The sequence below is a fragment of the Acidobacteriota bacterium genome (assembly GCA_016715115.1).
Lineage (GTDB): Bacteria > Acidobacteriota > Blastocatellia > Pyrinomonadales > Pyrinomonadaceae > JAFDVJ01.
Genome location: JADKBM010000016.1, coordinates 89546 through 108771, shown reverse-complemented (window position 1 = coordinate 108771; position 19226 = coordinate 89546). Strand labels below are relative to the sequence as shown.

The 19226-nt window shown below is 55.7% G+C and carries 16 protein-coding genes; 14 read left to right on the top strand and 2 right to left on the bottom strand.

Annotated features, from left to right (window positions below; genetic code table 11):
- Positions 1-75 precede the first annotated feature (75 nt).
- The 10 genes from IPN69_18250 (at position 76) to IPN69_18205 (ending at position 12272) form a co-directional block, all read left to right on the top strand.
- Positions 76-2349: an SUMF1/EgtB/PvdO family nonheme iron enzyme gene (locus tag IPN69_18250; protein MBK8812653.1), complete on the top strand. Its 2274-nt coding sequence runs from the start codon at positions 76-78 to the stop codon at positions 2347-2349.
- Between the two features lie 16 nt (positions 2350-2365).
- On the top strand, positions 2366-3724 hold the full coding sequence (locus tag IPN69_18245; protein MBK8812652.1) for a tetratricopeptide repeat protein: 1359 nt from the start codon (positions 2366-2368) through the stop codon (positions 3722-3724).
- A gap of 208 nt (positions 3725-3932) precedes the next feature.
- A complete protein-coding gene (locus IPN69_18240) occupies positions 3933-6512 on the top strand; it encodes a protein kinase (GenBank protein ID MBK8812651.1) in 2580 nt (859 codons plus the stop codon).
- Between the two features lie 539 nt (positions 6513-7051).
- Entirely contained in the window at positions 7052-7213 is a 162-nt protein-coding gene (locus tag IPN69_18235) for a hypothetical protein (protein ID MBK8812650.1), read from the top strand.
- A 152-nt stretch (positions 7214-7365) separates the two neighbouring features.
- Complete coding sequence (locus IPN69_18230) at positions 7366-8148, top strand: dimethylargininase (protein ID MBK8812649.1); 783 nt, start codon at positions 7366-7368, stop codon at positions 8146-8148.
- A 318-nt stretch (positions 8149-8466) separates the two neighbouring features.
- Positions 8467-8730, top strand: a complete 264-nt coding sequence (locus tag IPN69_18225; protein MBK8812648.1) for a hypothetical protein — start codon at positions 8467-8469, stop codon at positions 8728-8730.
- The gene (locus tag IPN69_18220) at positions 8669-9340 is read left to right on the top strand and encodes a DUF2490 domain-containing protein (protein ID MBK8812647.1); all 672 of its coding nucleotides are present in this window, start codon (positions 8669-8671) and stop codon (positions 9338-9340) included. Before IPN69_18225 ends, IPN69_18220 begins: the two co-directional genes overlap by 62 nt.
- Positions 9341-9352: 12 nt before the next feature.
- Positions 9353-10363: a sulfate ABC transporter substrate-binding protein gene (locus IPN69_18215; protein MBK8812646.1), complete on the top strand. Its 1011-nt coding sequence runs from the start codon at positions 9353-9355 to the stop codon at positions 10361-10363.
- A 9-nt stretch (positions 10364-10372) separates the two neighbouring features.
- The gene (locus IPN69_18210; GenBank protein ID MBK8812645.1) at positions 10373-11194 is read left to right on the top strand and encodes an ABC transporter permease; all 822 of its coding nucleotides are present in this window, start codon (positions 10373-10375) and stop codon (positions 11192-11194) included.
- Between the two features lies 1 nt (position 11195).
- Complete coding sequence (locus IPN69_18205; GenBank protein MBK8812644.1) at positions 11196-12272, top strand: ABC transporter ATP-binding protein; 1077 nt, start codon at positions 11196-11198, stop codon at positions 12270-12272.
- A 125-nt stretch (positions 12273-12397) separates the two neighbouring features.
- On the opposite strand, the gene IPN69_18200 is transcribed toward IPN69_18205, so the two are convergent.
- Together IPN69_18200 and IPN69_18195 are read right to left on the bottom strand one after the other, a co-directional pair.
- A complete protein-coding gene (locus IPN69_18200) occupies positions 12398-13150 on the bottom strand; it encodes a copper homeostasis protein CutC (GenBank protein ID MBK8812643.1) in 753 nt (250 codons plus the stop codon).
- Positions 13151-13307: 157 nt separating this feature from the next.
- Positions 13308-13619 (bottom strand): hypothetical protein, encoded by a 312-nt coding sequence (locus IPN69_18195; GenBank protein ID MBK8812642.1) that lies wholly within the window; start codon positions 13617-13619, stop codon positions 13308-13310.
- 189 nt (positions 13620-13808) lie between these two features.
- Between IPN69_18195 and IPN69_18190 the strand changes: the two genes are divergently transcribed.
- The 4 genes from IPN69_18190 (at position 13809) to IPN69_18175 (ending at position 19220) form a co-directional block, all read left to right on the top strand.
- Positions 13809-14378 (top strand): hypothetical protein, encoded by a 570-nt coding sequence (locus IPN69_18190; GenBank protein ID MBK8812641.1) that lies wholly within the window; start codon positions 13809-13811, stop codon positions 14376-14378.
- A gap of 2 nt (positions 14379-14380) precedes the next feature.
- On the top strand, positions 14381-15784 hold the full coding sequence (locus tag IPN69_18185; GenBank protein MBK8812640.1) for a hypothetical protein: 1404 nt from the start codon (positions 14381-14383) through the stop codon (positions 15782-15784).
- A gap of 94 nt (positions 15785-15878) precedes the next feature.
- Positions 15879-17042, top strand: coding sequence for a patatin-like phospholipase family protein (locus IPN69_18180; GenBank protein ID MBK8812639.1), 1164 nt, complete (start codon positions 15879-15881; stop codon positions 17040-17042).
- A 42-nt stretch (positions 17043-17084) separates the two neighbouring features.
- Positions 17085-19220, top strand: a complete 2136-nt coding sequence (locus IPN69_18175) for a hypothetical protein (GenBank protein MBK8812638.1) — start codon at positions 17085-17087, stop codon at positions 19218-19220.
- Positions 19221-19226 lie beyond the last annotated feature (6 nt).

The following is a 19226-nucleotide window of genomic DNA, read 5'->3' as shown; positions in this document are numbered from 1 at the left end:
GATTCTGAATCAGACGCTTTCCGGTTTTATGCGTGTATAGTTGCGATCACTGTTCCGCCCGACGTCAATTTCAAAATGAAAGAGTGCCAGAAATGTAAGCGATGCTTCCCGGATGAAGTGACGACCTGCCCCGATGACGGTATGCAAACGATGCAGACGCTCAGCGGCGTGCCGGTGCTTGAAGAAAAATATCATCTCGAACGGCGGCTCGGACAAGGCGGAATGGGCGTTGTTTATAAGGCGCGCCACGCATATCTGAAAACGCAGCATGCGATCAAGGTCATCCTTCCCGATCTTGTCGGCAACGATCCGCAACTGGTCACGCGTTTTCGGCAGGAAGCGCTTGCCGCCGCCGCGATCAGACATCAAAACGTGGTCGGCGTGTCCGATTACGGCGTCGCTTTCGGAACGATGCCGTTTCTCGTGATGGAGTATGTCGAGGGCGAATCGCTTCACGATCTGCTCGCGCGCGAGGGCCGGCTTCCGCCTCAACGCGCGCTTGAGCTAATGACCGCGATCTGCGCGGGAGTCGGCGCAGCGCACCATCAGGGGATCGTCCACCGCGACCTTAAGCCGCTCAACGTGATGATCTGCACCGGCAAAAAATCAATGTCGGAAGCCGTGAAGATCCTAGATTTCGGACTCGCCAAGATCAAATCCGGAGAATTGCTCGGCTCGTTCATTCAGGCCCAGACGACCGGATTGATGGGCTCTCCTTATTATATGGCGCCGGAGCAGTGGGCCGACGAAGAGCCCGACGTCCGTGCCGACATTTACAGTCTCGGCGTGATGCTCTTTCAAATGCTGACCGGCGATGTGCCGTTCAAGGGGTCGTCTATCCCGGCGATAATGAAGAAGCATCTCAGCGATCTGCCGCCGACATTCGCGCAACTCGGCGTTCAGGTTTCGCCTCAAATCGAACAGGCGGTCCGGCATTCGGTCGAAAAAAACCGCCAGAACCGCACGCAATCCGTCGAACAGCTCGTCGACGAACTTCGCAACGCGGTGAACGCATCCGCCGGCGCACAACCGACGGTCGGTTACTCGACCGGAACGGCCTTGCCGGTGGCGATGATCAAGATCCACTCGGATCCGCCGAAGTCGCGTGTTTTCATCGACAACATCGCCGTCGGGCTGACGCACGACGACGGATGGCTGCTTCTCGAGGGAATTCAAAGCGGAAATCACCGTATTCGAGTCAGTCACGACGGTTTCCGCGATTGGGAGACGGATGTCGTGTGCGACGGCCAACCGCAGCAGGTCGTCGCGCGTTTGATGGACGACAGCGGGGGCATTCCGCGCCCGACGGAGGGCGCGGCGACGATGGTGATGTCCGGAAGCATTTCGAATTCCGGGCTTTCTCAAACCAACCAACAATCCCAGTTTCCGGTCAACCAACAGTCGCAGTTTCCGATGCAGAACACCGCGGCCGCCCAGAATTGGCAGACCGGCCAGCAAAGCTATCCAAACGCGGTCCCAACCCGGGGCAAATCGTCGCTGATCGTTGGAATAATTGGAATCGCAGCCGTATTGGTACTTACTTCCGTTGGATTGTTCGCCGCTTGGAAAATGGGGATGTTCGGTTCCGGTACGACCGGAAGCAACAATGGTATCTCGAATTCAGGCAACTCGAACACTCAGAATCTTCCGCCGGTGAAGACCGAAATGGTCAAGATCTCCGGAGGAAAGTTCACGATGGGACGCAAAGACGGCGACCCGCTTGAAAAACCCGAATTCGAAGTCGAAGTGAAGGACTTTGAGATGGATAAGACGGAAGTCACGAACGCGGAGTATTTCGCTTTCGTCCAGGCGACCGGCTACAATCCCGTTCCGAGCAATTGGGAGAACTCAAAGCCCCTGACCGCGGAAATGAATTTTCCGGTTCGCTACATCAATCTCGACGACGTCAAGGCATTTGCGGAATGGCGTTCGAAGAGCGATGGGAAGACATATCGGCTTCCGACCGAAACCGAATGGGAATACGCCGCACGCAACGGTGGAGACAACGTTCTTTATCCGTGGGGCGATACCTGGTACGAAGACAAGGCGCAGGTGAGACGCGACCTGACATTCGCCGCGGTTGGCTCGAAGCCGGAGGGCGCGAACAAATGGGGCGTACTTGATCTTGTCGGAAACGTCTGGGAATGGACCTCGAGTCCGGCACGAGCGTACAAAGGCTCGGACTTGGCGCAGCAGGTCGAAGAACGGGTCGGCAGAACGCATTCGGTGGTGCGCGGCGCGTTCGATCTCAAGAAAGATCCTTCGAGCTCGACATCGACGTACAGGGTTTTCAAGGACTCGAAGGACCGCGACAAAGCGATTGGTTTCCGTCTGGTGCGCTCCGACTGACAGGAGTTGGCGCAATATGCAGAAAATTATCGGCCACGGTAGATGGTTTCTTTTAATAACGGCGTGCGTGTTTTTCTCGCCGGTTTTTTCTTTTTCGCAGGATCTCGGCAGCACTTCAGGCATCTTCAAGTCGCCGGCGGCCAAGAAATCGACGACGTCGGCGAAGTCCAAGCCGGCGCCTGCGGCAAACAAGAAAGCGACCCCGAAATCAACGCCCAAATCGACTAACCGGACGGTCGCCAAATCAACGACCAAGCCGAGGACCGTTCGACCGAAAACGGCGCCGAGGACCCCGGTCGTCGCGAAGGTCAGTCAACAGCCGGTCAATACGCCGATTCCGGACGAAAGCGTCGTCATCACCGTTGGCGTCAACAACGCGGAACTATTCGAAAAAGCGATCGAGGAAGGCAATGCCGCTCGCGACGACCGCGATTACCCGCGGGCCGATGCCGCGTATCGCCGGGCGGTCGTGCTTGATCCGCGGGATTCGCGGGGAGTTTACGGTCTCGGGAATATTTTTGCCGATCAGCAACGCTGGGAGGAGGCCGAAAACTCTTACCGCAGCGCGATTCGCGTCGAGCCCTCGAATCCCGGAGCGTACATCGCCTTGAGTTTCGTCTTGACCCAGCCGATCATCGGTGGCGACCTTTTCGAACGTTATGCAGAAGCCGAAAAAACGGCGCGCAAAGCGATCGAGATCGCCCCCGACAACGCGTTCGCCTATGACCAACTCGGCGCGGCGCTCGAACTTCGGGGAAACATCGCCGACGATACGCAAAACGCATACCGGCGCGCGATCGAGATCGATCCCGAATTCGCGCTCGCTTACGCGCATCTCGGGCGGCTTTACCGGCGGCTCGGCAAGATAACCGAATCGGCCGAGAGTTATCGCCGCGCGATCCAGTATTCGACCGATGTGCCGACGATGATCCTTGTCGCCGACGTGATGCAGTCGCAGCAGCGTTATCTTGAATCGGAACAGCTTTTGCGTCGCGCGCTCGTCGAAGACCCGAAAAACCCGACGGCGCTCAATCTCCTCGGCCGGGCGCTGACTACCCGCAACAGTTTCGATGAAGCGCAGAAGATACTGACCAAGAGCGTCGAGGTCAGCCCGAACAGCGTCGTCGCGTACACGTTGCTCAGTACGCTGCACCAACGCCGCGGACGTCTCGATGACGCCGAAAAAGTGCTCGGCGAAGCGCTTCGAATCGTCTCGAACAGCGAGCGCAAGCGTCTCGCGCGCGAGTATGAATCGCTTGGCGACGCGTTTCTTAAGTTCAGCAAATCCGGCGACGCCGCAAGGCTTTACCGTCAAGCAATGGCGCTCGATCCGACGCGCACGATCCTGACCGAAAAGATCGCGAAATCGAAGTAGTTGCGGGTTTCGCCTTGGGGCCGCGCGGACGTCCCAGACGCTTCAACGAACGCGTCAACGGACGCAACATCGGGGGACGTGACGAAACGGCTGTCCCCGCCTGAAGCCGGAACTCACTACAAAACTGAAATCCCCGGTTCATTGATTCTTTTTCTCAGCAGGCGTTCTTTGCCGAACGCTTGATAAATCTATTGAGGATAAAGTCTTAATGTCAGTCGCAACGGTAAGAACCACGATGCTCTACTGTCCCAAGTGCCGCAGCACATACGAAGAAGGAACCCAAAGGTTTTGTTCGATCGACGGCGGTCGTCTTCTGCCCGTAATGTCCAAGTCCGACACCGGAAAATCGGCGGGCGGCGTTTTTACGAGCATTCTCGGCAAGATGCCGCACAAAGACGCGGCGGATTCGGCGCCGACCGCGAAAACGGTCATCAATCCGAACTTCGAACAGCCGCTGAAACCCGAAGCTCCGAAGGACCACGCGCCGATCAGCAAGATCTATGAAACGCAGCGCCAGATCGCGGCGGCTCCGCTCGCGTTCGATGACGACGATTCGTTGCTCGAACTCGATTTCGAAGAACCGCTCGATGCCCCGGTTCGCGATTCCCGGGAAGCTCCGTTGATCGCCGAACTGAAACTCGAAGAGGCGAAACCGGTGAACGCGTTCGCCGAACCGAAGTCCAACGTCGCCGAACCGGCGAACACATTCGCCGAACCGACGATTGAAACGCCGGAATCGGTCTCCGAATCGCAAATTCCTTTGGCGGAATCACAAGAAACCTCGAACGAGGTGTCCGAACCGACGCTTGAATTGCCCGAACCGACGGACGTTGCACCGAAAACCACGGCGAAACTCGTCAATCCGTTCGAGATTCCGTCCGGCACCGCCGAGGTCGGAGATCGCTCGCTTCGGCCCGCGGGGCGAATGGCGCTCAGTTGGGACGATCCGCGAGCGCTTGTCGGACAAACCGTCAAAGGGCGCTATGTCGTTACGGAACTGATCGGGGATGACGAGGACTCCCTCGAGTTTCTCGCCGACGATCAGATCGGTGATGGCCGGCGCGTCGTCGTTCGCGTCTATATGGACGACGAAGCGTATGCGCAGCATTTCGCCGAAGAACGCATTTCGCTCTCGCATCTGAATCACCCGAACATCGCCGCCGTTTTCGATTCCGGCGAACTGCCCGAAGGATTCCGTTTCACCGTCAGCGAGTTCATCGACGGTCAAGCACTCGACGCCGCGCTTCGTGCGTCCGGTCAGTTCAATACCAAACGCACCGCGCGCATCATTAGGCAGGCATCGTATGCGCTCAGCGAAGCGCACGAGAACGGCATTCTGCACCGCAATCTGATGCCGTCGAACATAATGCTGACCGTCTCGGAGACCGGGATCGAGCAGGTCAAACTCGTAAACTTCGAACTGTCCAACAGTTTCTGGAACGAATCCGACCTCGTCTACAAATCACCGGAGGAAGTCGTCGGTGAGCCGCCGACATTCGCGTCGGAGATCTTTTCGCTCGCGGTCATCGCATACGAGATGCTGACGACCCGTTTGCCTTTCAACGCCTTGTCCGAGCGGGAACTCGTCGCCGCGCAGGAGAAAGGCCTCGCCATTCTGCCGTCAACTCTCCGCCTGGACGTTTCGCAGCTCGCCGACCGGATCATCGAGAAAGCGCTCAGCTTCGGACCATCCGAACGGTATCCGAAAGCGCGCGACTTCGGAGACGCGTTCTTCAACGCCTTGACGGCCGTTGCTCCGTGGGAGAGACCGATTGCCGAAGAAACGCCCGAAGTGGTCGAGGAAGCAAGATCCGAAGAAAAGCCGCGCGAGTTTTTCGTCGTTCCGCCGATCAATCGGCCGGCCGTTGACGAACCGCCGGTCAACGGCGACATTCATATCGAGGGCAACGGTCAATCGGTCGAAAATGACGCCGAAGCGGAGAACCCGCCTGAGACAAAAGAAAACGGCCATGCCTGGGTCAAGCGTTCCCCCGAACCGCCGCAGACGAGCAACTGGATCTGGGGCGCACTGCCGATCATCGGCGCCGCCCTTTTGCTCCTCGGGATGTGGGGCGTTTGGAAGTTCCTTTCGAATCGCCAACCGGTAGTTCCGGCGACCGACACCGAGCAGACAGCGAACGTCGGTCCGACCCAGCCGATTCAGACGCCGGTGACGCCTGGAATTCTCCCTCAGGGCGATGTCGATAGTCCGCCGCCGGTTCGCGTCTTGAAACCCGAGCCCGGTCTCACTCGATTCGTCAACCGTCAGGAAAATCTCAAAGGCGACCTGGCCAAAAACTTCCTCGGTTTTGAGATCTTCTATCCGGCGGAAATGAAGCGCTCCGAAAGCGCGACGAATTTCCTGGACATTGCAACCACGAGCGGCGGCATCCCCGTCGAACAAATGCTCGTGACCCATTACAAGAGCCGCGGCGCGATGACGCTTGACCGCCCGAATTTCAAGAAGCTCGCCGAAAAGTCGAACGAACAGCTTCGCGGATACTTCAAGGAGTCGTTCGCGGTTCTTGGCGAGGGCGAAACTGCGATTCAGAACGGACGCTGGAAGGGCTACGAAGTGAAGTTTCGGGGATTGCTGCCCGACGGCAAAACGCGCGTCTTTGGACGCCGTCTGTGGATTCCGCTTCAAAGTCCGGGTACGCAGAGCGGTTTCGTCATCACGCTGCTTGCGACCTCGCTCGCGACCCAGATCAAGTCGGTCGAAGATGTCGGCACGAGAGGCGATCTCGCCCTCGCGCTCGAGAATTTCGAGCCGGAACAGAGCTTTTGAGATCGTTGAATCTGGATCAATCCCGTCTTAAGCGTGCGGAGCACGCGAACTTGCGATAGCACTACGTGAAGCGAAGCGGAACGTGGTGGTTTGTGCACCGACTTCCAAAGCGTTTGAAACACGCGCACCTCTTGCGGCTTCAACAGGTCCGCGTGTTTTACACGCTCACTTGAGTAAATCGCGTGTGACACTTGGGTTCCGCTCCGCTTCACGGGGTGCTATCGTACGTGCGTGTGCCCCGCTCGCTGAATCACCCCTTGAATCGAGATTACCTTCGCGTTCTTTGCGTGAAGCGTTGACGCCATTGACTCAAACAACGAATTGACCGGGCCGACGACGCACTTGAGTGTGCAACCGCGGGCCGCATCATTTTGTCCGAACTCGTCACGAAAAAATGCTTGCTTTGTAAAGGAACGGTGTTATTCTAGCCCAATCCTTAGGTATTGACTTCAAACATATCGTCGCGATTGCGGCGAGCATCGCATTTTGCTTGATTGACCGGCAAATATTTCTTTTGGTTTTGGCAGGAGACGCGGAATATGAAAGGCAGGAAGACAACTGGAACGGAGAGGACGAAGATACGGGCACTGCTCGGACTGGTGTTGATCATTGGCGTGGTGTTGGGCCTGTCATTTTGGCGCTCGGAGCGGGTTGATGCACGGGACACCGACCGGCCGACGCCGAACGCCTACGTTCCGTAACAAAGGACGCCATAACCCAAAGTTTCGCGCGAGAGTATTTCCTATTGCGTGAATCAGGATTAGGAACGAGAAGCGCGCGAGACATTTCCTTTTTGGCGGGACTTTCTTGAGTGTGAGATTCCGTCGACGGACCTTGATTCCGAGTTATTCCGATGTCAGAAAAGATCGCCATCATCCGGAGGGTGAGCCGGGCACTGAATCAATGCGAACTGACGTTTGTCGATCGCGAGGCGATAGATCTCGGGCTCGCGGAACGTCAGCACGCGGGTTACGCGCGAGCGCTCAACGAGGCCGGATACAAGATCGTCGAACTTGCCGCCGATGACGTTCTCGCGGATTCGATGTTCGTCGAGGACTGCGCCATCGTCCTCGACGAGGTCGCGGTCATCACGCGACCCGGCACCGAATCAAGACGGCCGGAGGTCGCCGCGGTCGAAGCGGCGTTGCACGGATTCCGTTCCACGATCGAACGAATCGCAGCTCCCGGAACCCTCGAGGGCGGCGACGTTCTGCGTATCGGCCGGCGTCTTTTCGTCGGGCTCTCGACGCGGACGAACGAAGCGGGCTTCTCGCAGTTCGCGCGGATCGTCGAGCGCTTCGGCTACGAAGCGATCCCGGTGCGCGTCGGCGGAAGCCTGCATCTTAAGACCGCCGTGACGGCGCTGGACGCAACAACCGTCGTTCTCAATTCCGACTGGATCGAATCTTTCCCATTCCGCGGATTCAAGCAGATCAGCGTGCCGGAATCCGAGCCGTTCGGCGCCAACACATTGCCGATAGACCGAATCGTCCTCGTTTCGGCCAGATCGCCGAAGACTCAAGAGCTTATCGAGAGCGCGGGCTTTGCGACACGCGCCATCGAGATCACCGAACTTGAAAAGGCTGAGGCCGGTCTGACCTGTTTGAGCCTGCTCTTCTACAGAAACGAAAAATGAAGACGAGACCCTCCGGTATCGAATCGGAAATTTTTGTTTACAAACGGAACCTCGTCTGCTATTCTCTTTTCAAATTTAACTGTTGCCGAAGTTGTTTCAGTCTAAACAACACGGGAGAACCGATTATTTTTGCGAAAGCAAAATTGGGGCGCAGCAGATCAACTCCGAAGTTTGGAGTTCATTTGCGGAAGATTCTTCGCTTCTAGCCCGACAGCTAATCTCGCAGGCGAAACGAAGGAGTTAACGCAAGGTGATCCGAGAGGTGTGAAGCGTATACTTCACACCTCTTTTTGTATCTGAAAAATGGAGGAGTAATTTGTGAAAAGTTCGTATTTTTGGGAAAGATCGACGCTGAGCAGATTCAAGATCGTTTTTGAGAACGCCGACACCGTTTTCGGAAGGAATGCTGCAAACGAGTTTCGAACCTTCAGAAAGGATGGCAACATCATAAGTTTCTCAGAGCGCGAGGTCCTCGAGATCAGGCTCGCCGAATTGGCCGGAAACAAGGAGCCGGAAACAGATGAAAAAGAACGTTTTGGCGCTATCCGCCGTAATTTGTCTCTGCGCTCTTGCTTCGGTTAGAGCCCAGACCCCGGATTTGGTCGGACCGGAAGACAACCAATCCTGGAACGATATTCAGGTGTTCGTTCCGATGACCGCCAAAGTCGATTTTTGGGCAGTGCTCACGACGCGGTTTGGAAAGAACGTCTCCCGGTTAAATGACGGCCGGTTTGCGGTCGGCGTCGTCATCAAACCGAACAAGGCCTGGTCGCTTCAGCCGTTCTACTTGCAGATCAATGCCCGTAATACGCGCGGGAAATTCCGGATCGAGCATCGCCTGAACCTTCGCATCGGCTACAAGTTTCCGATCAAGAAGTTCGGTCTGTCCCACCGGAGTTTGTTCGAATACCGCATACGGCCGACCGGTAACTCGTGGCGATATCGTCCATCGCTGACGTTTGAAAAGGATCTCCCCGGGAAACTGATCCCGAAAGCAAAGTTCTATGTCACCGAGGAGCCGTTCTACGATTCGAGCCTCAAAAGATTTTCCCGGAATCGGCTCAGTTTCGGCATCAACAAGACGCTGTCGAACGGCCTTTCGCTTGAGATCTACTATTTGCGGCAAAACGACGGAATCTCGCGTCCGGGCGATTTGAACGTTATCGGCACCTCATTTAAGTTGAAGCTCTAGAAGGAGTTGACTATGTATATCAGAGTCGCATTTGTCATTCTTGTCTCGGTTCTGCTCTCGGCCTGTCTGCCAAGTTCGCCTTCCAGCAAGGGCAAGCGAACGATAACCGTTTATGGATTCTCGATAATGAAGGAGCCGCTGGAAAAGGAAATATACCCGATGTTCAAAGAAAAATGGCTCAGGGAACACGGGGAAGAGATCGATTTTGTTTCTTCATTCGCCGGTTCGGAAACGGTCACGAACCAGATATTGCAGGGCTCGCCCGCGGAGATCGCCATTCTGTCGATCGAACGTGACGTTGACCGTCTGATCAAGGCGGGTCATGTCCCGAATGATTGGTACGTCACGCCGCAGAAGGGCATCGCGAACAAGACCCCGTTCGTGATCCTCGTGCGCAAAGGCAACCCGAAACAGATAACTGATTTTCCGGATCTCGCCAAGGATGGCGTTCGTATCATTCATCCTGATCCGGTCAGTTCGGGCGGCGCGCAATGGTCGATCCTGTCGATCTACGGGTCGGAACTGATCAAGAACGAAATGGCCGGAACTAAAGACGATGCCAAGGCGATCGGGACCTTGAGATCGATCTGGAAGAACGTGATCTCGACGCCGGCCTCCGCGCGTGAGGCGCGAACTCAATTCGAAACCGGCTTCGGCGACGCGCTTATAACCTATGAGCTGGAGGGGCTGGCGATGAGGGCGGCGGGTGCGCCAATCGAGATCGTCGTGCCGAAATCAACAATTTTCAGCGAGCATCCGGTGTGCATCGTCGACCGCAACGTGACGGCCGAGGAGCGACCGGCGATCGAAGCGTTTCGAAACTTCCTGTGGTCCGAGCAGGCGCAGCGCGCATTCGTCAAATACCATTTTCGCTCGACGACCGACGAGAAACTGAACGACGCGAATCCGGAATTCTCGAAGATCGAAATGCCGTTCACCGTTCAGCGATTCGGAGGATGGGAGAAGGCATATCCGGAGGTCATAGAGGGTATCTTCCGCGATCAGATTCAAGCGAAAAAGTGAGGTGTTAATATGTCGCGCGTTCGGCACGTAAGAGGGTTCGATATCGTCAAGCCGCTCAGCATTTTCGCGATGATCGGGATTATGCTGCCGTTGATCCTGCTGCCGTTGGCCTCGATCTTCATCTATGGCACGAGCAGTGGTTTGGATAAGTTCTGGCAAGCGCTCAACGCGCCGGAAGCGGTCTTCGCCCTTCAACTTTCGCTTGTGACCAGTTTTTGGGCGACCGTTTTCAACGTTGCCTTCGGATTGTTTGCGGCGTATGTGCTTTCCAAATACAAGTTCTGGGGGAGCAACGCAATCACCGTCATAATCTCGCTGCCGACCGCGATCCCGACGGCCGTCGCGGGGTTCGCGCTGCTTCTTCTATGGGGGCCTTACGGGATTCTGGGGCGATACACCGATCCGTATTTTCATTTGATGTTCACGGCTTGGGCGATTATCGTGGCGAACATCTTCGTCACTTTCCCGCTCGCTTTTGGAGTAATCAAGCCGGTCTTCGACACGATGAGCACCTCGCTCGAAGAGGCGTCGGCGACGATGGGAGCGACGCGCTGGCAGACGTTCTGGCACGTCACGCTGCCCGGGCTTCGCGGGGCGATCGTGACCGGCGCACTGCTCACGTTCGCGCGCGCCGTCGGCGAATTCGGGTCGACGATACTCGTTTCGGGCAATCTGGCGTCCCGGACCCAGACGGCACCGCTGTACATTTTCGCCAAGTTCAACGAAGGTCAGGTTGAAGCCGCGAACGCCATCGCCATCGTGCTGGCGCTGTTCTCGTTCGCTATTTTCAGCATTTTGTTTTTCGCTCAGGGATACTTGGAGAAGGAGTGATATGACGCGAGCCGCGGAATGTACGAACATCACCAAGAAGTTCGGCGACACCAAAGTTCTGGACGACATCAATTTTCACGTCGACGAAGGCGAGATAGTTGTCCTTCTCGGTTCGTCCGGAAGCGGGAAAACGACAATTCTTCGCATCATCGCCGGTTTGGAATCGGCGGAATCGGGGAAGGTTGTTCTTCACAGCAAAGACGTGACGGATCTTCCGGCCCGCGAGCGGGGAGTCGGCGTGATCTTTCAGTCTTACTCGCTTTTTCCGAAGATGACGGTTGAGCAGAACATAGGTTACGGCCTGCGGTTGAGACGAAAGCCGCGGTCGGAAATCAAGAATCGCGTCGACGAATTGATCGAACTCGTGAATCTGGATGAACATCGGCTAAAGCGTCCATCGCAGCTGTCCGGTGGACAGCAGCAGCGTGTGGCAATTGCGCGTGCACTGGCGTACCATCCCGAAATACTCCTTTTTGACGAGCCCTTTTCGGCTTTGGATGCGCAGATCCGCTCGCGGCTTCGGCGCGAGATCCGCCGGCTATTGAAGAAGATCAACGTTCCGGCCATCTTCATTACGCACGACCAGGAAGAAGCGCTCGAGATCGCCGATCGGATCGCCGTTCTGAACGAAGGCCGGATCGAGCAGATCGACACGCCGTACCGGATCTACAATATGCCGCGAACGGAATACGTCGCGAAATTCATCGGAACGGCGAACTTGCTGTCTGGTGTCGTCAATCGTGGAGTGTTTGAATGCGAGAATGTCGACGTGGCGTTGCCCGACGATGTTGATTTCAAAAACGGCGAACCGGCCAAACTCGTGTTTCGCCCAGAAGACGTATTTCTGCGCCACCCGGAAAATCTGACGCAGGATTATCACGATTTGACCGACGGCTGGATCGAAGAACTGAACTTCGTCGGATCGTACGAGCGCGTAGTCGTCAAACTTGGTCTTGCGGAGAGCCAGATGATCACCGTGACCCGACCTAAAAGCGAGACGATTGTTTTTCCGCTCGAGATCGGCCAAAAGGTCCACGTCGGACTGGTACGGTTCAGGCTTCTGCCTTATGTCGGGTGACGAAGCCGGGAGGTGAACTGAGACGGCCAGCATCGGATCAGATTCCGGAACCGGGCTGCCGGCGGATTATTTGCGTCGCACCGGCGCGCGGCATTCCGAGATCTTCGGGTCCCTGACGCCGGATCCTAATCACTTTCAATCGAACGGATAATGTCGCGCACGATGTCCGAGCCGGTTACACCCCGCGAGTATTCGGGCGGGCGCAGCGTCCCGCCCATAAAGACGCGCTCGTTTCTGAACCGCATCTTGCTCACGACCGTCTGAAACGCGGTGAAATGAACTTCGCTGACGCCCGTCGCGGCGACGAATCTCTCGATGTTGCGCTCGTTCAAATTCCCGCAGCCTACGATCTTGATTCTCTCTCCGGCCCGCTTCACGAGTTCGCCGATCAGATCCGCGCCTTCCGCCGCCGTCGATTCCTGACCGGAAGTCAGAATTCGGTCGACACCGAGCTTGACGGTGTCTTCGAGTGCCTCGAACGGATCACGCGCAACGTCGAACGCGCGGTGAAACGTCACCGACATCGGCCGCGCGAGTCCGATCAGACGCGCCGTTCGGGGCCGGTCGATGCGCCCGTTAGCGTCGAGAATCCCGATCACCACACCGTCCGCGCCGAGGTCTTTGGCGATCCGGATGTCGCGTTCCATAATCGCGAACTCGACATCCGAGTAAAGAAAATCGCCGCCACGCGGTCGGATGATGACGTGAAGCTTGATCTCGAGAAGGCTCCGCGCGATCCCGATCGATCCCGCGCTCGGCGTCGTTCCGCCTTCCATAAGGTTGTCGCAAAGCTCGACCCGGTCGGCCCCGCCAGTCTGTGCTGCCAAGGCCGATTCGACGGAATCGACGCAGACCTCAATCTTGATCCTTTTCTCCATATACAGTTGATTATTATGCGATTTTCGACGAAACTTCCAATCCTCCCGGCATTTCTTGCGTTCAGGCGGATTTCAAGTCCTAAATTGACTTTCGGGTGAAAGGGTTTCGGGTGTTTTGACATTTATATAGCGGAGGGACTGTATGGTTCGAAAGTTGTTATATTTCCTCGGCATCTCGTTGACGATTGCGGGTGCCGCCGGCATTCATGCAAACGGCAAGTTCGATGACGTCAGCACCGGGATGCGAATGGAGGAAGCTCTCGAGGTAGCGAAAAATTGCGTTATTCAAGCGTCCTCTTTCAAAGATCCAAGGACAAGAAAGATCAAGGAATTGCGTCCCGACGACACGTTGGCTTTCGTCGGCATCAACGACGATTTCCGGCTCAATACCTTGCGCCGCTACATAATTCGGAACCGTCAAATTGGAGTCCAGAGCGTTTGGGGCGATCCCTTCGGAAATGGAATTCAACCTTACATTATTTCAAGAACGGCGCTTTCGGATATCAGCAAGGATTGGACCCTTGCCAAGCTGGCGTTGGAGATAAGCAATAAGGCCGGATTACCCAGATTGCCGATTCTGAAAGCGCAATCACTGATCGCAAACTGCCGATACGAAGCGACCAAATTGACGTCCTCTCCGAAAAAGGAGCCAGCGTTATTGTTAAATACCATCAGCCCCGATATGGGGGCGCGTTTCGATGATTTCAAGAAATGCCTCATCAGCGAAAAGGAGGGCGGGGCGACGTCCGATTATTATATTCTGCTCAACGCCGGCGTAACCGATCCGGAAGGCAACCGCTACAATTACCATCTGCACAACAAAGGAATGATCGATTCCGTACTCTCGGCCGGCACTTATCTTGATCTCGTGCAGGCATTGCAACATGAATCGGAGGTTGAGTTCTCGTCATACCTCACTTCGATCCGAACCGTAATCGGTGCCTTGCAGCCACTGCACAAGAATCTTCGAGGGAACTGTTCGCAAACGTCGTATCCGCTGGCTAATCTTTGCGGCGCGCTGCCGATCAGCGAAACAACGACCATCGGCGATCTTCAACTTGATCCCGAGCAAGTTAAGCGGCAATTAAATGCAAACGCACACAACTTCAAATCGAAACGCAACGACGACGCCAAATTTCCCAGTTTTGCGATGTTGAGAATTGATGAATCTACTCCGCTTTGGAAGTTGATCGAACGGGTGGAGAGTGTCTTGGAGGGGGTTAAATAGTTATGTATCGAATACTTTGCGCCATCTTCATCGCGCTGGCTTGGTCTCTCGGTTCGTATGCGGGCGACTTCACGTTTGGGATCGTGAAGGCGGAGCTTGTTTGCCAAATGACGGATGGCGTCCCGGAAGTGAAAGAGCTTGCAGTGGCATTTGATAAGTCATTCAGAGCCGCTCGACTCGACAACGACTCTACCGGGGAATGTCATAACGACCCGACCCCAAAGGAGTGCAAACGATTCGCCACTGTCGATTCGTTGATTGGAACGTTGTCGAATCCTTCCCATTACCGGGTAATGAACCTCGCCGACGGGTCGTTCGTTTGCCTCAGCGGCGGCACACAAGGATATGCTCTGCAGAACACGGTTGCGTTTGTGATGGGTCAGGAGTATCAATTGGGGAAAAACTATGTATTGATCGCCCCGTTTACGGATACTGCGAGCGCAACTCCCGCGATGATTAAGATTCAACCCGGATCGAGTTGTAGCGCCGCGTCGCAGATTGTTAAGTTGCCCGCGCCCGAGATTCAATCCGAGACCGACGACGAGTCGGTGAAGTTTAGTGACGTTTTCAAGAAGCCTGCGGAAACGGAATCTCCGGTTTGGGGATTTGAATTCGGTCTCGACGGCGCCAAACGCAAGAAAACCGTGGTGTCGCTCAAAGCCGATTTCAGTCCTTTTCGGCGACGACGATTCGGATTTGGGGGATACTACGATTTAACCTACGGATTCTTGCGAACCGAAGTGAGATTCAACACTACCGACAAGGACCGGAAGAACGTGCTGACCATCGGTTCGGATTTCAAGTTGAATCGCGTTTTCCACGACGATGGCGACCGTTTCAAAACCATCGTCGATTCAAAGTCGAAGTTTCCCGGATTTAGCCTCGTTTACACCCCGAAAATCGAAACCGAATGGGGATTCGAGGAATTGAACATCATTCCGTTCGATTTTCGGGCGGAACTACCTATAAACATCTCTCAGTCACGCTCGAGTACGATCCGTTTTAAGCCCTATGTCGGATTTGAAGGCGGTTATGTTTCGCGTTCGGAAGAGAACAAGCCCGGCTGGAACATCGCCCGCCCATTGGTAGGGGGCGAACTCACGTTGGGCGTGCTGCGAAAGGAAGACAAGCACAAGATCCTTGGGGAAATCAGTTACATCAGGAGATTCTTTCTGAAACCCGAGACTTCGTACTTCGTCGCTGACGACGGAAAAGAACTTCCGGATCAAAGTACGCGCCGTGTCAGAGATCATGTTACCGCGACGTTGACCTTAAATGTCGGCCTGTTCTCGCCGTTTTTCACGTACGAATACGGGCGGGTACCGCCCAAGTACATTCTGCAGAACAGTGTTTTCAAAACCGGCATAAAGTTCAACATCGATCTGTGGTGGAAGAAGTTTCAGTAACGCGGCGCGGAGGCCTTTACCGTTGGTCAATCGGTAGGTTTTGAAATCCGTCGGGAACTCAGTCGGACGGCAACGGAATCACAGGCTTGGGAGTATGATTATGGCAAATGAAATGAATGAAATGAGTGATCCGATCGAGTACATCAGCTCCGATCGCGGGCGCGAGCCCGAGGAAGGGATGGCGCTCTGCTTGTCGGGCGGCGGGTATCGTGCAATGTTGTTTCACGTCGGTGTCCTTTGGCGGCTGAACGAACTGGGGTTTCTGCCTAAATTGAAACGCGTTTCCAGCGTCTCAGGCGGATCGATCACGGCCGGCGTCCTGGCGATGAATTTCGATTCGTTGGGTTTTGATTCCGACGGTGTCGGCGCAAACTTCGTGGCAAAGGTCGTGTTGCCGATCAAGGCACTTGCCTCGCGAACCATTGATTCGACCTCGGTCATCACCGGCGCCCTTTGGGTGGGCAGTATCGGCGACAAGGTTGCCGATTCGTACCGTAGACATCTGTTCGGCGAGAAGACGCTCCAGGACATTACCGACAAGGTACGGTTTGTATTCAATGCAACCAACGTCCAGTCGGGAGCGTTGTGGCGATTCTCAAAACCGTATATGCGCGATTATCGTGTCGGCGAGGTCAAGAACCCAACGGTTGAACTCGCCGTCGCCGTCGCCGCATCGTCCGCGTTTCCGCCGGTCTTGTCGCCGGTTGAACTTGAGCTCGATCCGCTGCAATTCACAGCCGGTACGACAGGAGACTGCGAGGATCCCATGTTTCGTACGGAGATCGTTCTGACGGACGGCGGCGTGTATGACAACTTAGGCCTTGAAACTGCCTGGAAGCGTTACAAAACGGTCTTTGTCAGTGATGCCGGCGCGGCTTTCGCGACCGACGCCGATCCCGGACGGGACTGGCTCCGACACACCATCCGGGTTTTGATGATCATTGACAATCAGGTTCGCAGTCTGCGGCGCCGGCAGATCGTCGGGGCGTACAAGAAGGGGAATCGGAGCGGGGCTTTCTGGTCGATCGGACACGATCTCGCCAAAGATTTCGGCACTCCGGGCGCATTGAATTGTCCTTTCGATCAAACGAGCGTACTCGCCGAAACGCCGACGAGGCTCAGGAAGCTCGACGAGAAGCTGCAGAACCGATTGATCAACTGGGGTTATGCGGTCTGTGACGCATCGATTCGCAAACATTTCGATAGCGGTTTGGCCGTTCCGCACGGGTTTCCTTTCCCGGGCGCGTCGGTCGGATAAGTGGCCAAACCTTGATCTCGAGTCAAACGGAGGATATGAGAAATGGAGAATGATACGGGCGATTTCAATCCGCGTCGCGAGGAAAATACCGGTGTGCCCCCTAAACCCGTACACCGTCGGCTTCAGGGATACGCGTTTGATCCGAGTTTATCGACACAGGTTGATACCGCGCTGATCAACAAGGCGATCTTCAAGATTCCGTGGGAAGATCTGCGGCCCGGCCCTGTCGGCGAGTACATCGAAGTAATCGATTTCGATCCCGCGAGCGAGAGTTTTTACGCTCCGGTCGACCTCGATCATAAGTTCATTCTGGCCAGCGACGGCCTCGCACCATCCGAAGGAAACCCGCAGTTTCATCAACAGATGGCCTACGCGGTTGCGATGACGACCATCAAGAATTTCGAAAGGGCGCTCGGGCGAAAGGCTCTTTGGTCGTCCTACCGTGAACGTGTGACAAGCGCAGACGGTACGACGTCGGAATATCCAAAGGAATACACCGGCCGTTTGAGGATCTATCCGCATGCGCTTCGGCAGGCCAACGCATACTACAGTCCGGCAAAGAAATCGCTCCTCTTCGGCTATTTTCCGGCCGTTTCCAGCGCGCCGGGAGAGTTCTTGCCGAACGGAATGGTGTTCACCTGCTTGTCCCACGACATCATCGCTCACGAAACGACGCACGCTTTGCTTGACGGCATGCATCGGCGATTCATTGAGTCCAGCCATCGCGACACGCTCGCGTTCCACGAGGCGTTTGCCGATATCGTCGCGCTGTTTCAGCATTTTTCGTTTCCCGAAGTGCTCAAGCATCAGATCGCGCGGACCAGGGGGCGTCTCGAGGCCCAAAATCTTCTCGGCGAACTTGCGCAACAATTCGGACGCGCCATCGGCCATTACGGAGCGCTCAGAAACTTCATCGGGTCTTACGATGAAGAAAACAACAAGTGGATCCCGCATCAGCCCAAACCCGAAGAGTACAACATCACAAGGGAACCGCATCTGCGGGGCGCGATACTCGTCGCCGCAATCTTTGAGACTTTTCTGTGCATATACAAGCTGCGTGTCGGCGATCTGCTTCGGATCGCGACCGGAGGTTCGGGAGTTCTTCCTGACGGCGAGCTGAATTCGGATCTTGTCAACCGGCTTGCGAACGAGGCCGCGAAAACGGCCCAGCATATCTTGAATATGTGCATCCGTGCCTTGGATTACTGCCCGCCGGTCGACATCACCTTCGGAGATTACCTCCGCGCCCTGGTGACGGCCGATCTCGATATGGTCCCGGACGATGATCTCGGCTATCGCATCGCTTTGATCGATGCATTCAAGAAGCGCGGGGTCTATCCGCGTGACATCCGGACGCTTTCCGAAGAAAGTCTGAGTTGGCGGCGGTTTACCAAAAGCGAATCGTCGAGCCTGACGGTTTTGCGGCAGATCACGTCAAGTCTGCGCGGGTTCGTTCATCAGATCGACTACCTTGACGAAGTTCCTCAGAATCTGTTTGACCGCTTTTCGTTCTTTTACCGGGAATGGGGCGTAAGTTCTCCGGAAGATTGGAAGAAACTCAATGAACGGGCGAAGATCCACGTCCTGACCGAAGTTTCGAAGGCGGCGCTTCACGAAGTGCTCGCGGACTTCAAACTTGACGCATCGCCGAAAGAGATGCGCGAGTTTGAGGAGGCGACCGGACTGTATCTGTGGGATTCGGACGAGCGTCAGGCAAGTTTGGGCGGGCTCGGACGATCCAAAGGAAAGTACTCGTTTGAAGTGCATTCGCTCAGGGGCGCGCGGCGCGTCTGTCCGAGCGGGGAGATCCTGAACCTGGTTGTTATCGGTATCACGCAGCATCGGAAGATCCCCATCGATCCTGCGAAGACTTGGGACAGTCTGACCGAAGACGAAAGAAAAACGACGCCATACTTCAAATTTCGCGGCGGATGCACGTTGATACTCAATCTGCAGGATTTGAGTCTTCGGTATGCGGTGATAAAAGGCATCGGCGACAACGTTTCGAGGGATGAGAATGGCAAATGGCGGGTTGTTTCCGAACATGAGCGCCTCATCAGGCAACGCGAATTCCGGCGCGGCGCGCGCTCGGAATCGTCAACTCGCGCGACGTATTTCGGGTCTGCCGACGGCGATTCACCCGGCGAGCCGTTTGCGTTTTTGCATCGTAATTTTTAGGAGGTT

Excerpts from the sequence above, each read along its gene's own strand:
- IPN69_18245 (MBK8812652.1), top strand. The coding sequence starts at position 2,366 with ATGCAGAAAATTATCGGCCACGGTAGATGGTTTCTTTTAATAACGGCG.
- IPN69_18215 (MBK8812646.1), top strand. The coding sequence starts at position 9,353 with ATGTATATCAGAGTCGCATTTGTCATTCTTGTCTCGGTTCTGCTCTCG.
- IPN69_18250 (MBK8812653.1), top strand. The coding sequence starts at position 76 with ATGAAAGAGTGCCAGAAATGTAAGCGATGCTTCCCGGATGAAGTGACG.
- IPN69_18230 (MBK8812649.1), top strand. The coding sequence starts at position 7,366 with ATGTCAGAAAAGATCGCCATCATCCGGAGGGTGAGCCGGGCACTGAAT.
- IPN69_18205 (MBK8812644.1), top strand. The coding sequence starts at position 11,196 with ATGACGCGAGCCGCGGAATGTACGAACATCACCAAGAAGTTCGGCGAC.
- IPN69_18210 (MBK8812645.1), top strand. The coding sequence starts at position 10,373 with ATGTCGCGCGTTCGGCACGTAAGAGGGTTCGATATCGTCAAGCCGCTC.
- IPN69_18180 (MBK8812639.1), top strand. The coding sequence starts at position 15,879 with ATGATTATGGCAAATGAAATGAATGAAATGAGTGATCCGATCGAGTAC.
- IPN69_18240 (MBK8812651.1), top strand. The coding sequence starts at position 3,933 with ATGTCAGTCGCAACGGTAAGAACCACGATGCTCTACTGTCCCAAGTGC.
- IPN69_18185 (MBK8812640.1), top strand. The coding sequence starts at position 14,381 with ATGTATCGAATACTTTGCGCCATCTTCATCGCGCTGGCTTGGTCTCTC.
- IPN69_18220 (MBK8812647.1), top strand. The coding sequence starts at position 8,669 with ATGAAAAAGAACGTTTTGGCGCTATCCGCCGTAATTTGTCTCTGCGCT.
- IPN69_18235 (MBK8812650.1), top strand. The coding sequence starts at position 7,052 with ATGAAAGGCAGGAAGACAACTGGAACGGAGAGGACGAAGATACGGGCA.
- IPN69_18200 (MBK8812643.1), bottom strand. The coding sequence starts at position 13,150 with ATGGAGAAAAGGATCAAGATTGAGGTCTGCGTCGATTCCGTCGAATCG.
- IPN69_18175 (MBK8812638.1), top strand. The coding sequence starts at position 17,085 with ATGGAGAATGATACGGGCGATTTCAATCCGCGTCGCGAGGAAAATACC.